This is a genomic window from Streptomyces aureus (assembly GCF_000725495.1).
GTDB lineage: Bacteria > Actinomycetota > Actinomycetes > Streptomycetales > Streptomycetaceae > Streptomyces > Streptomyces aureus_B.
This window is the reverse complement of record NZ_JNZD01000006.1, coordinates 164140-179402: the sequence shown is the minus strand read 5'-3', so window position 1 is coordinate 179402 and position 15263 is coordinate 164140. Positions and strand designations below refer to the sequence as shown.

Below are 15263 nucleotides of genomic sequence, written 5' to 3'. Positions count from 1 at the left end.
GAGATTCCAGTCGTCTCGGGTGTCGTGGAGGCCGGACCGACCGTGCTCAGGGAGGCGGCAGCGGCTGTTCCGTCCAGACGGTCTTGCCGGCGTGGGTGTACCGGGTGCCCCATCGCTCCGTGAGCTGCGCGACCAGGAAGAGTCCCCGCCCGCCCTCGTCCGTGCTGAGCGCCCGGCGCAGGTGCGGAGAGGTGTGGCTGGTGTCGGACACCTCGCAGATCAGGGAGTGGGTGCGGATGAGACGCAGGGTGACGGGGCCGTCCGCGTACCGGTAGGTGTTGGTCACGAGCTCGCTGGCGACCAGTTCGGTGGTGAAGGCCATCTCCGACAGCCCCCACTCCGCGAGCTTCGCCGTGGTCAGCTCCCTCGCGCGCGAGGCGGCGGTGGCTTCCAGCGGCAACTGCCAGGTGGCCACGTTCTCCGGCGGCAGGACCCGGGTACGGGCCATGAGCAGGGCGATGTCGTCGGTGGGGCGACGGTCCGTGGGCACCAGTGCGTCGATCACGCCGTCGCAGGTGCCCTCCAGCGGAGCGGCGGTGTGGGCGAGACACTCCTGAAGATCCTCCAGCGAGGCGTCGATGTCGCCGTCGCGCGCTTCCAGGAGGCCGTTGGTGTAGAGCGTGAGGAGGCTGCCCTCGGGGAGGTCGAGACTGTACGTCTCGAACGGCAGTCCGCCCAGGCCGAGCGGCGGACCGGCGGGCAGGTCGAGCACGCTGACCTCGCCGTCCGGGGTGGACACCAGCGGCGCCGGGTGGCCGGCGCGGGCGAGGGCGCAGTTCCGGGAGACGGGATCGTAGACCGCGTAGACACAGGTCGCCCCGAGCACCTGCTCGATCGCCGCCCGGTTGTTGTCGGCGCTCGACTCCATCTCGGCCGCCAGCAGACTGACCAGGTCGTCCAGCCGGGCCACCACCTCGTCCGGGTCCAGGTCGAGGCTGGCGAGGGTCCGTACGGCGGCGCGCAGCCGTCCCATCGAGGCCGCGGCATGGATTCCGTGGCCGACCACGTCCCCCACGACGAGGGCGACCCGGGCCCCGGACAGCGGGATGACGTCGAACCAGTCACCGCCGATCCCCGGTTCCGCGCTCGCCGGCAGATACCGGCAGGCCACCTCGACGGCCGGCAGGTCGGACACCGCGGCCGGCAGCAGACTGCGCTGCAGCGTCAGCGCGGCGCTCTGCTGCTGGGTGAAGCGGCGCGCGTTGTCGATGCACACGGCCGCACGCGAGGAGAATTCGTGGGCCACCGCGGCGTCGTCGTCCTCGAAGGGCTCCGCATGGCCCACCCGCCACAGGCTCACCACGCCCAGGATCTGGCCGCGTGCCAGCAGCGGCACCGCGATCAGGGAGTGGACCCCGAGTCCCAGGGCCACCTCGATCCGCCGCCGGTCCATGGCGTGCCACTCGGGACGAAGGGACAGCAGCCGTTCGAGGACCGGGCGACGCTCCTCCAGGCACCGCGCCTGCGGGGACCCCGGCAGGAGCGGGACGACCTCGCCCTCCTGGAACGGGACCCGTGGTTCCGCCGGTGAGAGCGCCACGCGCAGCAGCGCGCCCGCGGAGACCGAGGGGATATCGTCGCCGAGAGTGACCGGCTTCAGCAAATCGACCGAGCAGTAGTCGGCGAGGCCCGGGGCGGCCACCTCGGCCAGCTCCCGGGCCGTCTGCGCCACGTCCAGCGACGTACCGATCCGGGCGCTCGCCTCGTTCAGCAGGGTGAGCCTGCGGCGGGCCCGGTGGCGGGGCGTCACGTCCTCGATCGTCTCCGCCACGCCGAGGACCCGGCCGGAGGAGTCCTCCATCCGGAACGCGGAGACGGACACCATCCGTTCCTGGCCGGGTGCGTGGCGCGTCCTGGCCGACTGCTCCGTGAAGATCAACGGCTCGCCGGTCTCCAGGACGTGGCGCACTCGTTCCTCGGCCGGTCCCGCGTCCTCGGCGATCAGGAATTCACCCGCGTGGCGGCCCACCGTCGCCTCGGCCGGGATACCGCTCGCCTTCGCGATCGCCCGGTTGACCCGGATCACCTTCCGGTCCGGGCCGTGGATGGCCAGGCCGATGGGGGAGCGGCGGTACAGGCCGTCCAGCAGCGCGCGGTCGCGCTGCCAGGCCACGACCTCGGCCGCGGGGGCACCGACCAGGAACCACTCCTGATGGTCCTCGCCCCGGGTGATCGACCGGGCCCGGAACCCCATCTCCACCCGTCGTCCGTCCCGGTGCCGGATGGGCAGGACGCCGAACCATCCCCCCGCCCGCAGGGCGTCCACGACGACGGCCCGCGCGACGGGCAGGTCCCGGGGGTCGATCAGGAGGTCCTGCCACGCCCGTCCGATCACTTCCTTGGCCGGGTAGCCCAGCAGGTCCTGCGCACGCGTGCTCCAGCCGACCACGGTGCCGTGGTCGTCGAGCACGGCGGAAGCGCCGTGCCCGAGGGCGAACGGATCCTCCGGACTCTCGCTGAAATGCATCGACGGCGTCCCCATAACCACCACCCTGCCTCGTCCTCCGATGTTCCTCCCCCCGGTGTCGGTCCGCGACTCCCCCTGGAGTGGTGATCCGGTGGCGGTGGGTTACTGACGGGCGGCGGTCGGTCACCTCGAGCCCGTGCCAGGGGGCCGTGGTCGATCGCTCCGAGCGGGTCCCGCGGGGCCGTGGTCGATCGCCCCGAGCGGCTGGGACGGGGCGGTGGACGACGGCTCCGACCGGCTGGTAGCGGTACTCGGTGGTACCGGCGGGTCGGAGCCGTCCGGGCAGTCGGGGCAGTCGGGGCGCTCAGGGCCGTTCGCACGTCTCGCGGTCAGGGCCGTCGGGAAGGGCCGTGACGACCGGGGCGACCACGAGGGCCGCGACGACCGGGATGACCGGGACGACCGGGCCCCGTCCTCGAGGGACGGGGCCCCGGCCGCCGGCTAGCCCCGGCCGCCGGCTAGCCCCGGCCGCCGCCTGGACGCGCCTCCCGCCGCTACGGCTGTCCGGCCCCCTTCAGGTGCCGGTCGAAGAACCTGCACCCGTCCTCCAGCTCGAACCAGGGGGTGCCGACGTGCCCGCCCAGATTGGCGTGCAGCGTCTTCTCCTTGCTGCCGAAGGCGTCGAACAGGTCGAGGGCCCGCTGCCGGGGGTTGCCCTCGTCGTCCCACTGGAGCAGGAACAGCAGCGGAATGGTGACCTGCGGGGCCTCCTCGCGCTGGGCCCGGGGGACGTACCCCCCGGCGAAGAATCCCGCGGCCTTGATCCGCGGATCGGCCACCGCGAGCCGGATGCCGAGGGCGGTCCAGCCGCCGGAGTAGCCGACGGGGCCGTCGATGTCGGGCAGCTCCAGGAGGGCGTCCAGAGTGGCCCGCCATTCCGGGACCGCGTTCTCGACCAGCGGGCCGATGAGGGACTCGAAGATCTCGTCGACCGGCTCGCCGGCCTGCATCGCCCGGCGGAGGTCGGCGCGGGCCTGTTCCGCGGCGGCTGACCGGGGCCGCTCACCGCATCCGGCGGCGTCGATGGTGGCCACCGTGTAGCCGCGAGCCGCGGTGTACCGGGCCCGGGCCACCAAGCGCGGGTCCGCCTTGGGCAGACCGTTGTTGTGGGACATCAGGACCAGCGGGGCAGGTGCGGATCCGGGTGTCCAGAGGGTGCCGGGGATCTCGCCGAGGGTGAATTCGCGCTCGAGGACGCCGTCGTCGAGGCGCTGCTCGGAAGTGAACTTCATGGTCGTGCCTTTCGGGAGTGCACGTGAACGGCGCTCCCGGACGACCTATCGCCCGACCGTGACCCCGGAGGAGAGCACCCATGTGGATTGTGTGTTCACGGGTACCACCTCCTCGTTCTCTCGCACGGCCTCCGGAAAAATAGCAGGGGGTGCTGCCATCCGCCAATCGGGTTTCGTACGGTCGAATCCACTGCCGGATACGGGGTCACCCGCGCCGCATCCACCCACCCTCGGTGGTGGCGCCCGAAGTCGGCGGCCACGACCGGCCGCCCGAGGAAGAAGGAGAGACCTGCATGGCGATCCAGCGGATGGACAACGTCGGCATCGTCGTCGAGGACATGGACGCGGCCGTCGCGTACTTCGTGGAACTCGGCATGGAACTGGAGGGGCGGGGCGAGGTCCAGGGCCTCTTCGCCGACCAGTGCACCGGGCTCGACGGGGTCCACTGTGAGATCGCGATGCTGAGGACCCCGGACGGCCACAGCCGGCTGGAGCTGGCGAAGTACCGCAACCCGGTGGCGACCGGGGCCGGCCGCCGCAACCAGCCGCACAACATCCTGGGCACGCACCGCGTCATGTTCGCCGTCGACGACATCGAGGACACGGTCACCCGCCTGCGCCCACACGGCGCCGAACTCCTGGGCCAGATCGCCCGATTCGAGGACAGCTACCTGCTCTGCTACGTCCGCGGCCCGGAGGGCATCATCGTGGGACTGGCCGAACAGATCGGCTGAGGCGGAGGAACAGCACCGGACAGCGCCGGTGCATCGTGACTCGACGCGTGATCGCCCCGGGGCGGTCAGTTGTCGAACCACACGACGAGACGGACGTTGTCGGCGCCGTGGCGCTTGGCCAGCGTCTTCATCACCGTCCACACGTCACCCCAGTCCCCGTCCGAGACGGCTTGTCGCCGGGTGAGCCGTGCGATGCGGAAGAGCCGATCGCCGTCGATCCATTCTGTGCCTTCGGGCCAGTGATCGCCGGCGCGTGCGACGGTCTGCAGGCTGGTTCCGGTGAGCTCGGCCAGGCGGGCCGGCCAGTTGCCCCACCCGTACCAGACCCAGTCTTCGCCGGGCTCGCGCCGGTATTCCACTGCCTTGGGATGCACCGTCAATTCGGCAGGCTCGTCCCACGACGCCGACTCGATGTCGGCCCAGCTGATCCAGGATGGGCTGTGGGCGTCATCGCCTTCTTCCTCGAAGGCCCGGGTCACCGCTCGGGACGCATCCTCGGGAAAGCCTCGCCCGGCGGCGAGGGGCTCGAAGCCGCTACCGCGCACCCCGAACAGACAGCCGAACGCGAGGTAGTCCCGCCCGTCGTAGAAGTGGTCGAGGGCGCCGGCCGGGTGCCAACGAAGGAAGGGGTCGTCGTCGTCCGGCTCGGACAGGTCGATGAACTCGTCTCTGACCTCGATGAATCCGTGTATGTCTGTACCCATGGCCGGGATTTTGCTGGGCGGAACCGAGTGAAGCGAACGAATTCCTGGCCGGGCTCGGCGGATCCCTGTGCCGCCGGGGCTGCTGCCCGGCCGGTCGCGACCGCGTTTCATATCGGAGTGCGCACAGGCCCGGGACGGTGACACAGTCACTGCCGTGACCTTGATGAACGTACTCGTCGACTTCGCCCGCACCGGCCGGGTCGGCGCGCTTCACTGCGGAATGTCCCTGGCGGAGGCCGAAGACCTTCTCGGCCCGGGGCGCCCGCATCCCGCGCACATCATGAAGGGGCCCGACATCGACGGCTACCCCTACTCCTGGGGCGGGCTGAGCCTGGTGGTCACGCAGCGGGCCGTCAGCGGCATCTCGATCAGCCTCTGGCCTGGTTCGACGGCGCATCTCCCGCCGCTCGTGCTGCCCGACTCCGAGTCGTTCGATGCGACGGTGCTCCGTGAGGATCTGATCACGGCCCTCGACACCGCGGGCTGCGACCACGAAGTCAACTCCGTCCTGACCTTCGGCGAGCAGTCGAGCATCCTGACCCGGCCAGCCGAGGTCTGCGCCGTCTTCAGCCTCCCCGGCCGGGACCACCACGGTCCGCACCGCGATCGGCACTACCTCGACGTGATGCACAAACACACGGCGTGACACCGTGGATTCCGCCGGACCGCCACCGGATTCGCCCGGCGCTCCGCATTCTCGCCACTGCTCAGGTCGGTGGCCTTGTCGGCCTGGATCAACCTCGAGCGATGACTTCCACGGAGTCAGGCTTCGGGAACGGCATCATCTCCCAACCCGACGGCCAGCCTTCTCCACGTTGCTCCGACGCCTCGATCTCCAGACGCCGAGGAACCCGCCAACTCCACCAATCGTCACCGTCGTCAGCATGCCCAGGCCACGGAATCGTGGCCCGTCGATAGCGCTCGTCGAGGGCATCGAGTTCCGGCTGTCTGCACTCCCGGACGCGCGCCGGGAGCCTCGGCCAGATCCTCGCCAGGACGCCGCGGCACCAGATGTCGTTGCCGAGCTCGGGAGCGCACCACAAGTAGCTCTCCTCCACCTCGTGGACGAGGCCCCTCCACCGGACGAACAGCCCGTTGAGGGTGACTGGTTGTCCGCCTGCCCAGTGGGGTGCGACCCCATTGATGGCAGCCTGCACCGCGTCGTACGTCTCTGCACTCGCCGCGAGGCAGTCCGGCCCGTCCGCTCGATCCATCCCGTGACTATCACCTGGCACCAGAGGTGACTGCCACCGGCTTTCCCAAGCTGCCGACAGAATGGTCGCTCGGTCGGTGATCCGGTTGAGGCCAGGCATGTCTCGGTGGAGGGCTTCATCCATCTGTCACGCCAACTGCGCGACAACATCGGCAGGTTGGGATTAGATCCCTGTCTGCTTCTCGAGGCAACCAGACACGTAGTGCGCGAGGTAGGCGAGAAGCTCTGGGGCGAGGTCCTTGGCCCGCTCCTTGTCGCGGATCGCAGCGTTCAGGCGTTCCTCGATCAGGTACCGGTAGGCGAAACTCTCAACGCTTGGCGCACACCAGTTGATTTCCTGGCGCGGGGTGACGACCTCACCATCCTGGTTGTATCGGAGCTTTGGCTCGCGGGTGAAGTCCTGGTATGACCAGACGACGAACGACTCCCCGCTGTGGCGCAGGTAGAGGTACCACATGACGCAGCTCTGCTGATCGCGGAAGAACAGGACCATACGGTCGGCAGAGTCGGCCGGGCTGGGCAGCGGGCCGACGACATCGGTCCAGTTTCCAGCGCCTTTTGTGTCCAGGAGTCGGTGGAGGTTGGCGCGGGTGATCAGCGCGACGAAGTCGGCGGGGAGCGTAAGTCCGGCTTCGGCCAATTCAGCGGCGATGGGATCCGTGACCGCGATGCGGTAGTCCAGGGGATCGCCGATTTCGCCGATCCAGGCGAAGTCGCCCACGAACGTCGCTTCGTCCAACGGCGGCAGGGAGTCCAGCGGGTAGGCTCCGTAGCCTTGCAACCAGTCGCGTGGCCGGTAGGGGCCGATTCCGCAGGCTACCCAGGATGCGGGAAGTCGCAGCGAGCCAGGGCCGTCGCCGATCGTCAGGAAGCCGTCGTGAGCTTCGCGAGGCAGTATCGAGGTGGCGAGCACGCGCGTTGCGGTAGCCGGCGGGATTTCCGGCAGTCGGATGTCGAGCCGGCCGAGCTCGTCAGCCGGCTGGACGTAGCCTGGTTCGTCCTCAGGACGGGGCTTGGGCAAAGCTCTCACGCTCACGCGGAACGTCTCGCGCCGGTCCTCGGGCCAGCGCGCGTCGATGACCAGAGCTGCTGCGGTGCAATCGGGGCAGTCATCGTCGACACCGCCCCACATGCCGAACTGGGAGCCCTCCATATCGGGCCTTTCGATGCCGCACAGTGTCTGGTGGAAACCGCCGTACGCATGGTGTCCGGCATCCGGCAGCATGTCCGTCCATGCAGCCTCCCACCGCAGATCCCAAGGCATATGGCCCGGCCGCAGGACATCGAATTCGGGGGTCTCGAATTGGGTCCAGGCATGACACCAAGGACAGTGCCATGACTCCCGGCACCACCGCGTGGGCGGGCGGTCCAGTTTCACCATCTCGTGATCACAGACGTCGCAGAGCATGGGTGGATCCTTGCAGAGGCTTCGCCCTGACCAGTGGACACCCGTCCATCACGAGCTTCACTCCCGAGCACGATCGAGCGTGTCCAATCCGCCCCCACACAGTCAGGTTGGAAAAGGCTCACTGTCCCCGCCGTCCAACGCGCACCCCAGAACCTTCAACAGCCACTCCTCCGAGGGCCGCACATCCTGCGAGCGACCGTTCACGATCCAGGAGCCGTCCCACTGGATGCGCCACACCTCACCAGGCCGGTTCTCGAACTCCACGAAACTGCCAGGTGCACCTTCGAGGAGGGCGAGTTCCCGCAGCAGTACGTCGTGCGTGGTGAACCCCCGGGAGGTGCCCATGCTGCCCCCACCGGTCCGCGTGTTGTCGTATCGCATGCGCAGGTACGGGACCGGAAGCCTGGACACGCGCGTCGGCCGCAGCATGCGCTCGAACCGCATGGCTGCCTCCTCAACGTTCTCGTCACCGCGGAACTCGCACAGGTACGCCGGGAAGACCGCTGAGACGACCTTGTTCAAGGCCTCGTTCCGGTGATGGTGAAACCTGTGAACGGCCGGTGATGCAGCGGCGACGGCATCGAAGCGGTAGTTCCCGTATGAAAAGCCAGGGAGGACGGTGAGCGGTCGAGCATCCTGGCCTCGGCCGAGCTGGTGATGCCTCGCGAACGCCAGAACGGCTCCGATCAGGCCGTCGTCGTGAACGTCGAGCGAGTTCATCTGGTACGCCCAGCGCCCGTCGTGATCCATCGCCAGACACATCACGAACCGGTGCATGGTTGACCATCGCCATGCCAGAGGCAGACCTGGCTCCTCCTGGACAGCCTCGATTTCTGCGACGGCCTCCTTGATATCTACGACACTCACCTTGCCCAACCTGATCCAGCCACTGGGATTCGGGCGAGGATATTCCATTGATTCACTGTGTCGGCATGCCGTGACCCGCCCGCACGCGTCACGCGGATAACCTGCGCCGCGTGATCGTGCTTGTAAGACTCGTCTCAGCGTGGCCGAGGTCGCCGGAAGGCGGATCTCGGGGACGGTGCGCATCGCGGTGAAGGAGAGACGGATGGCGACCGGTGGGTTCTCGGAGCGACGGCTCGGCCGGGTGTGGGGGTTGGTCGAGCGGCACGTCGACTCCGGCTTCGTCCCCGGCATGGTGGTCGTCCTCGCGCGCCATGGCGACGTGCACGTCGAGGCGAGGGGAACGCTCGCGTTCGAGGGCCAGGGCTCGCGCACACCGATGGCCGGCGACACGATCTGCCGCATCGCCTCGATGACGAAGCCCCTCGTCGCCGCGTGCGCGATGACCCTCGTCGAGGACTGCACCCTGCGCCTGGACGACCCGGTCGACGACCTCCTCCCGGAGCTGGCGGACATGACGGTGCTCGCCGATCCCGACGGGCCGCTCGACCGTACGGTGCCGGCGAAACGCCCGATCACCCTGCGGGACCTGCTCACGTTCACCCTCGGCACCGGAATGGTCCCGGCCGAGCCGGGAACGGTCCCCGTCTCCGACGCCCTGGCCGAACTGGACGCAGTCGGCGAGCCGCAGGACGCGTGGACGCGCCGCCTCGGCTCGCTCCCACTGGTCCACCAACCGGGTGAGCGCTGGATGTACGAGACCGCCGCCGACGTGACGGGCGTGCTCATCGCCCGGGCGACGGGCCTGTCGTTCGGGGACGCCGTGCGCGAACGCATCTGCGACCCCCTCGGGATGAAGGACACCGCCTTCAGCGTCGGGAGCGAGAGCCTCGGGCGGCTGGCGACGGCGTACGAGTGGGACGACGCGGCGGGCGGAGGAGCCGTTGTCGAGGACGGCCCCGAGGGGCGCTGGAGTCGGCCGCCCGTCTTCGAGGGAGGGGGCGGCGGGCTCGTCTCGACCGCCGAGGACTACCTCGCCTTCGCGTCCGCCCTGCTCGCGGGTGGCGGCCGCCCCGGCGAGCGGGTGCTCTCGCGGCCGTCGGTGACCCTGATGACCAGCGACCAGCTGACTCCGGCGCAGAAGGCGGTCTCCGGGTTCTGGCCCGGCTACTTCGACGCCATGGGCTGGGGATTCGGAATGTCGGTCCGCACCCGCCGTACGCACCTGGGCCCCTCCATCGGGAGCTACGGATGGCCGGGCAAGTACGGCACGGCCTGGTACAACGACCCCGCCGAAGACCTGACGGCCATCTTCGTGATGCAACGCGCGCACGCGGGTGACCAGCGACTGCCGATGTGGCACGACTTCTGGACCGCGGTCTATCAGGCCATCGACGACTGACCGGGGACGGTGGGTGGGCCCCCGCGCCGCAGGGGCAGTACCGAACAGGGCACATCGCGTTCCACGGCTCCGTTCTTGCCGTCCACCTCCACCCGGTAGATGCGAGCCCCCGGAGCGCGGGTCACCGTCTCTGTCAGTAGGCCGTCTATGAAGAGGGCGCCGACGCCGTCCTCCAGTGCCCAGCCGCCAGGCAGTGCGCCGCTGGCCACGGCGGCCGTGTAGGAAGCACGGCGGCCCGGTTCGCTGTCGTAGTGGGGGCAGACCGAGCCGGGCAGGAGGCCCAGACCGTCCGGCAGAAAGGTCAGCGGTCCGAAGGAGTCGGTGTGCGAGCCGTCGGCCCAGCAGTTGGCGCCGGCGCTGATACCGCACAGCAAGGTGCCACGACCGTACGCCTCGACCATCAACCGGTCCACGCCGTGGGCGCGCCACACCGCCAGCAGGTTCGCCGTGTTGCCGCCGCCTACGTACACGACATCCTGCGTGAGCAGGAAGGCACGCAAGGCGGCGTCGTCGAGTTCCCTCCGGAACAACGGCAGAACACTCGGCTCACAGGCCCGCGGCCGGAACGCGGAGAGGAAATGGTCGGCGTAGGCCGGGGCATCCCCGCTGGCCGTGGGCACGAAGCACACCTTGGGCCGGGCGGTACGGGCGTGCGCGAGCACCCAGTCGTCCAGCAGCCCGTCGTCGTCCATGGAGAACCCGCCCCCGAGCAGCGCCAGACGACGCACGGGAACGACGGCCACGAGAAACCTCCTCGGCATACGACTCCGCCGGACAGCGGACGACACGCAGCACGATGCCGGTCCGCTCGTGCACCCGCAATCGAGTATGGAGCGCCGCGCGTTCACCGGCGACGAAGGCGGGTGGCACACCTCGCCGCGAGGGCCCGCAGCCCGGAAACAGGTGGAGTGCGTCCGTAGAGGGGCGGCGTGCGAGAAATCAGTGGGCCGACGTCCTCCCAGGCAGGCACGCTGGGGTGCATGGCCACCCCCTTGAACCCGCGGCAGCGACTCGTCGCACTCCAGCGCTACGCGGCCCTGCGCCGAGAGAATTTCAGCGGGCAGGACCTGGTCTCGGTCAGGCCTCCCGAAGTGCGCTTCACCCGTTGCTCGTTCGTGGGCGCCGACCTTCGCCACGCCACCCTGGACGGCTGCTCATTCACCCTCTGCGACCTGAGCGGCGCGGACCTGCGGGGAGCCTCACTGCGTGGCGCACGCCTGGCCGGCTGCGATCTGCGCGGCGCGGATCTGCGCGACGCCGACCTCACCGGCGCCGACCTCGGCCGGGTCAACACGGGGCAGTCGGCACACGGGCTCACCGACATCACCGGAGCCCGCCTCGGGGGAGCGATCCTGCGCCACGTCCAGCACGACGACGTCATTGGTTGGGGCGCCGTGGTCGACGGCCTGTGATGACGCCGAGGGGGCGGACCTGACGGGTGCCGCGCGGTCACGGGTGACACCGTCACGGACACGGACACGGGCCGGGGTGACCCAACCCTGCCCCTGGCCGACGCGGCGAAGGCGCACGAGCTCCTGGAGACAGACACCGGCCGGGGCGTGTTCGTCCTCTCCCTCGACTGACCTCGCGTCACCTCGCGGGCGGGACACGCGCCAAGGCCCGTTCCGCCGCCCGTGGATCCGGGGACCCGGTCGGCTGGAAACACCGACCGGGCACCCGGCGGAGCGTACGGCGCGGGCTGGATCAGCCGCGCGGCACGACCAGCGACTGCACCGACGGCAGCCCCCGCCAGTCGTTCGACGCGACCGTGGCGTGCGACTTGGCCAGCAGCGCGACCCGTGCCGACGCGTCGGCAACCGACGGGCTCACGTCGTCGAGGGCCGGCGACACGTTCTGCGAGTCCGTCATGAACAGCAGGTAGTGGTTGGTGTCGTACCAGCTCGTGTCGATGCCGTTGTTGATGTACGAGGCCGCGTCACCGTCGAAGGCCACGAACCAGGGACGCAGCGAGGTGTCGGTGTAGCGGGTGCGAGGGTCGCCCGACGCCGCGTTGTGCACCGAGGGGAAGATGTTCGCCTGCGCCGTGTTGCCCGCGGTGTGGAGGTTGCGCACGTAGGTGGCGTACTCCTTGTCCGTCCACAGGGAGTCGGTCGGATTGCCCTCCTCGACCGTGCCGGGAATGATCTCCAGCAGCACCTTGCCCGCCAACTGCGCCCGGGTCGGCCAGTTCCCGGCCTTGGCCGCGTCGTCGAGGGTGGCGTACTGGCCGCCGCCGGGCTTGTTCAGCAGGTCGTTCGGCTTGTAGACGAGGCTGCCCAGGTGCGCGCTGATCGACTGGTCCAGCTTGGCCGGGCTCATCCCGAGGTTGGCCTGGAAGCCGGCCTTCATCTCCAGCTTGATGATCAGCGGCCCGTGGCCCGGGTGCGCGCCGAGCCACACCCGTACGTCGTCCAGGCAGCTCTCCAGGTTCTTGTTGGCGCCGCCGGTGTACAGGTCGGCGGCCGTGGAGGCGTTGACGCAGTTGTTCCCGTTGCTGGTCAGACTGCTGTGGCTGACCTTCCACTCCTGGGTGAAGAAGTCGTCCCAGACGTCGAGCTCGATCATCGAGGTGCCGGTGTCGAGGCCCTGCGCGAGGTAGGTGAACGCGCTGGGATCGTAGGTGTTGTGGATGCCGGACGTGGTGGTGCTGGACAGCGGCAGCGCGTCCGTGTCGGCGGCGGAGGCGGTGGTTCCTCCGGTCCCCGCGGCGCCGAGCGCCAGAAACAGACTCAGTGTGCCGAGCAGTGCGGTACGCGGTGCCGCGAGCGGGCGAAGGGCGGATCTACGGCGGTTCATCGGGCCGGGCACGGTTCCTCCATCGTGGGGGTGACTCTCCGCCTGGACGCTGACGGCTGCGCGTGAATCGACGGAGACATGACACGTAACGCGATCGAGAATCCTGCTGTCAGCTACGAATCCGGCCGATCTTTTTCGGCCCGGTGCTTGCCCCGTGCAACCCCGGCAATTTCTGCCTGACATGCCCTGGCGCGTCCCGCGATTCCCGTCCGACAGCCCTCGGGTGCCGGGTACTCACGGGCGCAGGACAGTCGGTGATCAGGCAGCGCGAAGCACCGCCGGGGCCCTTCGATGCAGCGGGGGCACACCGCGGTGACGTGCTGGAAGGCGAGCGCAGCCAACGCGCAGGCGAGCTCAGCCGACGCAATGGTGAGCGCAGCCGACACTTCGGCGAGCGCAACCGGCGCTACAGCGAGCACAACCGGCTCTACAGCGACGCGACTTCAAGCCCGGAGGCAGACATGCCTCAGCTCCCGCCGGGATGTCCTTCGGGCGGGAGCTGAGGGGGGATCGTCGATCGGGGAGAGGTTTCTAGGGTTCGGATGCCAGGGGATCGCAGGGATCCGGGACGGCCGAAAGCCGGCGGAGGGTCACTGTGCGCCGAGCGCCTTGTCGAGGGCCAGGGTCGCGTCGATGAGGGCGAGATGCGTGAACGCCTGCGGGAAGTTGCCGAGTTGACGGCCGGTCGGGTCGACCTCCTCGGAGAACAGGCCCAGATGGTTGGCGTACCCCATCATCTTCTCGTACACCAGCCGCGCCTGGTCCGTGCGTCCCGCCCGGACGAGTGCCTCGACGTACATGAACGTGCACAGCGAGAAGGTGCCCTCCGAGCCGCGCAGGCCGTCGGGCGAGGCCTCCGGGTTGTAGCGGTAGACGAGACTGTCGCTGACGAGTTCGCGCTCGATGGCGTCCAGGGTCGAGGCCCAGATCGGATCCTCGGGGCTGACGAACCCCACTGTCGCCATGCGCAGCAGCGAGGAGTCCAGGACGCCGCTGCCGTAGTGCTGGACGAAGGCCTGCTGGTCGTCGCTCCATCCCTTGGCCATGACCTGTTCGTAGACGGCGTCCCGCTCGGTCTGCCACCGCCCGTACGCCGAGGGCCAGCCCTTCGAGGCGGCCAGGCGCAGGGCGCGGTCGAAGGCCACCCAGGACATGACCCGGCCGTAGGTGAAGGCCTGGCGCCCTCCGCGGGTCTCCCAGATCCCCTCCTCGGGCTGGTCCCAGTGGTCGGCCAGCCAGTCCAGGTTCTCCCGCACGGAGGTCCAGCCGGCGTGCCCGACCTGGAATCCGTGCTCGTGCGCGAAGTAGATGCTGTCCAGCGCCTCGCCGTAGATGTCGAGTTGGAGCTGCGTCGCGGCGCCGTTGCCGATCCGTACCGGCGCGGAGCCCGCGTAGCCCTCCCAGTGGTCGAGGATCTGCTCTTCCAGGTCGGAGGAGCCGTCGACCTTGTACATGACGTTGAGGGGGCCCGTCGTGCCGCTCTCGCCGGCGCGCTCCTTGACCCGGTCGCTCAGCCACGAGATGAACGCCCTGGCCTCCTCGGTGAAGCCCAGTCCCAGCAGGGCGTACACGGAGAAGGAGGCGTCACGGATCCAGGTGAAGCGGTAGTCCCAGTTGCGTTCCCCGCCCAGTTGTTCCGGAAGTGCCGTCGTCGGGGCGGCCACCAGGGCGCCGCTGGGCGCGAAGGTCATGAGCTTCAGGGTGATCGCGGACCGCTCCACCATCTCGCGCCAGCGCCCGGAGTACCGCGACTGCGCCAGCCAGGAGCGCCAGAACGCCACTGTCTCGTCGAAGAGCCGCCCGTAGGCGTCCAGGCGGACTTCGGCGGGGGGTCCGTCGGCTCCCATCTCCAGGATCAGCCCGCGCTGCTCGCCTGCCTTCAGGGTCACCGAGACGCGGAGATCGCCGTCCTGGGCCGAGAGAACGTCGAGGAGCCGCTCGTCCTCCGGTTCCCGGATGGGATGCATGGTGAGCGCGGTGCCGTCCTCCGCGGTGAAGACCGCTCCGTGCTCGGTGATGTGCACCTCGTGCTTCGCGCGACCGTAGTCGAACCGCGGCGCGATCTCCACCTGGAAGGTCATGGTGCCGCGCACACAGCGGACCAGGCGCACCAGCCGGTGGCTGGGGGTGACCGTCGTACCGGTCACGGGCATGAAGTCGACCACCTCGCCGGCGCCCGCCTCCGTCATGAACCGGGTGACCAGGATCGCCGTTCCGGGCAGGTACAACTGCTTGGTCGCATGGGTCTGATGGGCCGGCCGGACCGTGCAGTGACCGCCCTTGTCCTTGTCGAGCAGAGCCCCGAAGACGCTGGGCGAGTCGAATCGCGGGGAGCAGAACCAGTCGACACCGCCGTCGGTGCTCACCAGCGCCGCGGTCTGCAGATCGCCGATGAGACCGTGGTTCTCGATCAGTGGATAGCCGTCCATCACAGCGCCCCTTT

General features: G+C 69.4%; 13 protein-coding genes. 4 read left to right on the top strand and 9 right to left on the bottom strand.

The window, feature by feature from the left end:
• Positions 1-46: 46 nt before the first annotated feature.
• Both IO36_RS13570 and IO36_RS13560 read right to left on the bottom strand, forming a co-directional pair.
• On the bottom strand, positions 47-2467 hold the full coding sequence (locus IO36_RS13570; RefSeq protein WP_245173257.1) for a SpoIIE family protein phosphatase: 2421 nt from the start codon (positions 2465-2467) through the stop codon (positions 47-49).
• A 494-nt stretch (positions 2468-2961) separates the two neighbouring features.
• Positions 2962-3699, bottom strand: a complete 738-nt coding sequence (locus IO36_RS13560) for a dienelactone hydrolase family protein (RefSeq protein ID WP_037619736.1) — start codon at positions 3697-3699, stop codon at positions 2962-2964.
• 293 nt (positions 3700-3992) lie between these two features.
• Between IO36_RS13560 and IO36_RS13555 the strand changes: the two genes are divergently transcribed.
• Positions 3993-4433 (top strand): VOC family protein, encoded by a 441-nt coding sequence (locus IO36_RS13555; protein ID WP_037619735.1) that lies wholly within the window; start codon positions 3993-3995, stop codon positions 4431-4433.
• Between the two features lie 65 nt (positions 4434-4498).
• Here IO36_RS13555 and IO36_RS13550 read toward each other — a convergent pair whose 3' ends face one another.
• Positions 4499-5137 (bottom strand): hypothetical protein, encoded by a 639-nt coding sequence (locus IO36_RS13550; RefSeq protein WP_037619734.1) that lies wholly within the window; start codon positions 5135-5137, stop codon positions 4499-4501.
• A gap of 154 nt (positions 5138-5291) precedes the next feature.
• Here IO36_RS13550 and IO36_RS13545 point away from each other — a divergent pair, with 154 nt between their 5' ends.
• A complete protein-coding gene (locus IO36_RS13545) occupies positions 5292-5783 on the top strand; it encodes a hypothetical protein (protein ID WP_037619733.1) in 492 nt (163 codons plus the stop codon).
• An 88-nt stretch (positions 5784-5871) separates the two neighbouring features.
• Here the strand turns inward: IO36_RS13545 and IO36_RS13540 are convergent, their stop codons facing one another.
• The 3 genes from IO36_RS13540 to IO36_RS13525 all read right to left on the bottom strand — a co-directional run bounded on the left by IO36_RS13540 (position 5872) and on the right by IO36_RS13525 (position 8625).
• The gene (locus tag IO36_RS13540) at positions 5872-6351 is read right to left on the bottom strand and encodes a hypothetical protein (protein WP_037619732.1); all 480 of its coding nucleotides are present in this window, start codon (positions 6349-6351) and stop codon (positions 5872-5874) included.
• A 162-nt stretch (positions 6352-6513) separates the two neighbouring features.
• Complete coding sequence (locus IO36_RS44395) at positions 6514-7758, bottom strand: hypothetical protein (protein WP_051900390.1); 1245 nt, start codon at positions 7756-7758, stop codon at positions 6514-6516.
• Positions 7759-7860: 102 nt separating this feature from the next.
• Complete coding sequence (locus IO36_RS13525; protein ID WP_158997334.1) at positions 7861-8625, bottom strand: hypothetical protein; 765 nt, start codon at positions 8623-8625, stop codon at positions 7861-7863.
• 202 nt (positions 8626-8827) lie between these two features.
• Here IO36_RS13525 and IO36_RS13520 point away from each other — a divergent pair, with 202 nt between their 5' ends.
• The gene (locus tag IO36_RS13520; protein ID WP_037619730.1) at positions 8828-10024 is read left to right on the top strand and encodes a serine hydrolase domain-containing protein; all 1197 of its coding nucleotides are present in this window, start codon (positions 8828-8830) and stop codon (positions 10022-10024) included.
• Here IO36_RS13520 and IO36_RS13515 read toward each other — a convergent pair.
• The gene (locus IO36_RS13515) at positions 10006-10785 is read right to left on the bottom strand and encodes a Type 1 glutamine amidotransferase-like domain-containing protein (RefSeq protein WP_078943168.1); all 780 of its coding nucleotides are present in this window, start codon (positions 10783-10785) and stop codon (positions 10006-10008) included. The genes IO36_RS13520 and IO36_RS13515 overlap by 19 nt on opposite strands.
• Before the next feature lie 219 nt (positions 10786-11004).
• Between IO36_RS13515 and IO36_RS13510 the strand changes: the two genes are divergently transcribed.
• Complete coding sequence (locus IO36_RS13510) at positions 11005-11436, top strand: pentapeptide repeat-containing protein (protein ID WP_037619729.1); 432 nt, start codon at positions 11005-11007, stop codon at positions 11434-11436.
• Positions 11437-11728: 292 nt separating this feature from the next.
• Here IO36_RS13510 and IO36_RS13505 read toward each other — a convergent pair whose 3' ends face one another.
• On the bottom strand, positions 11729-12820 hold the full coding sequence (locus tag IO36_RS13505) for a phosphatidylinositol-specific phospholipase C domain-containing protein (RefSeq protein WP_078943167.1): 1092 nt from the start codon (positions 12818-12820) through the stop codon (positions 11729-11731).
• A 590-nt stretch (positions 12821-13410) separates the two neighbouring features.
• Positions 13411-15249 carry a glycoside hydrolase family 15 protein gene (locus IO36_RS13500; RefSeq protein WP_037619727.1) on the bottom strand — a complete coding sequence of 613 codons (1839 nt, stop codon included), beginning with the start codon at positions 15247-15249 and terminating at the stop codon, positions 13411-13413.
• Positions 15250-15263 lie beyond the last annotated feature (14 nt).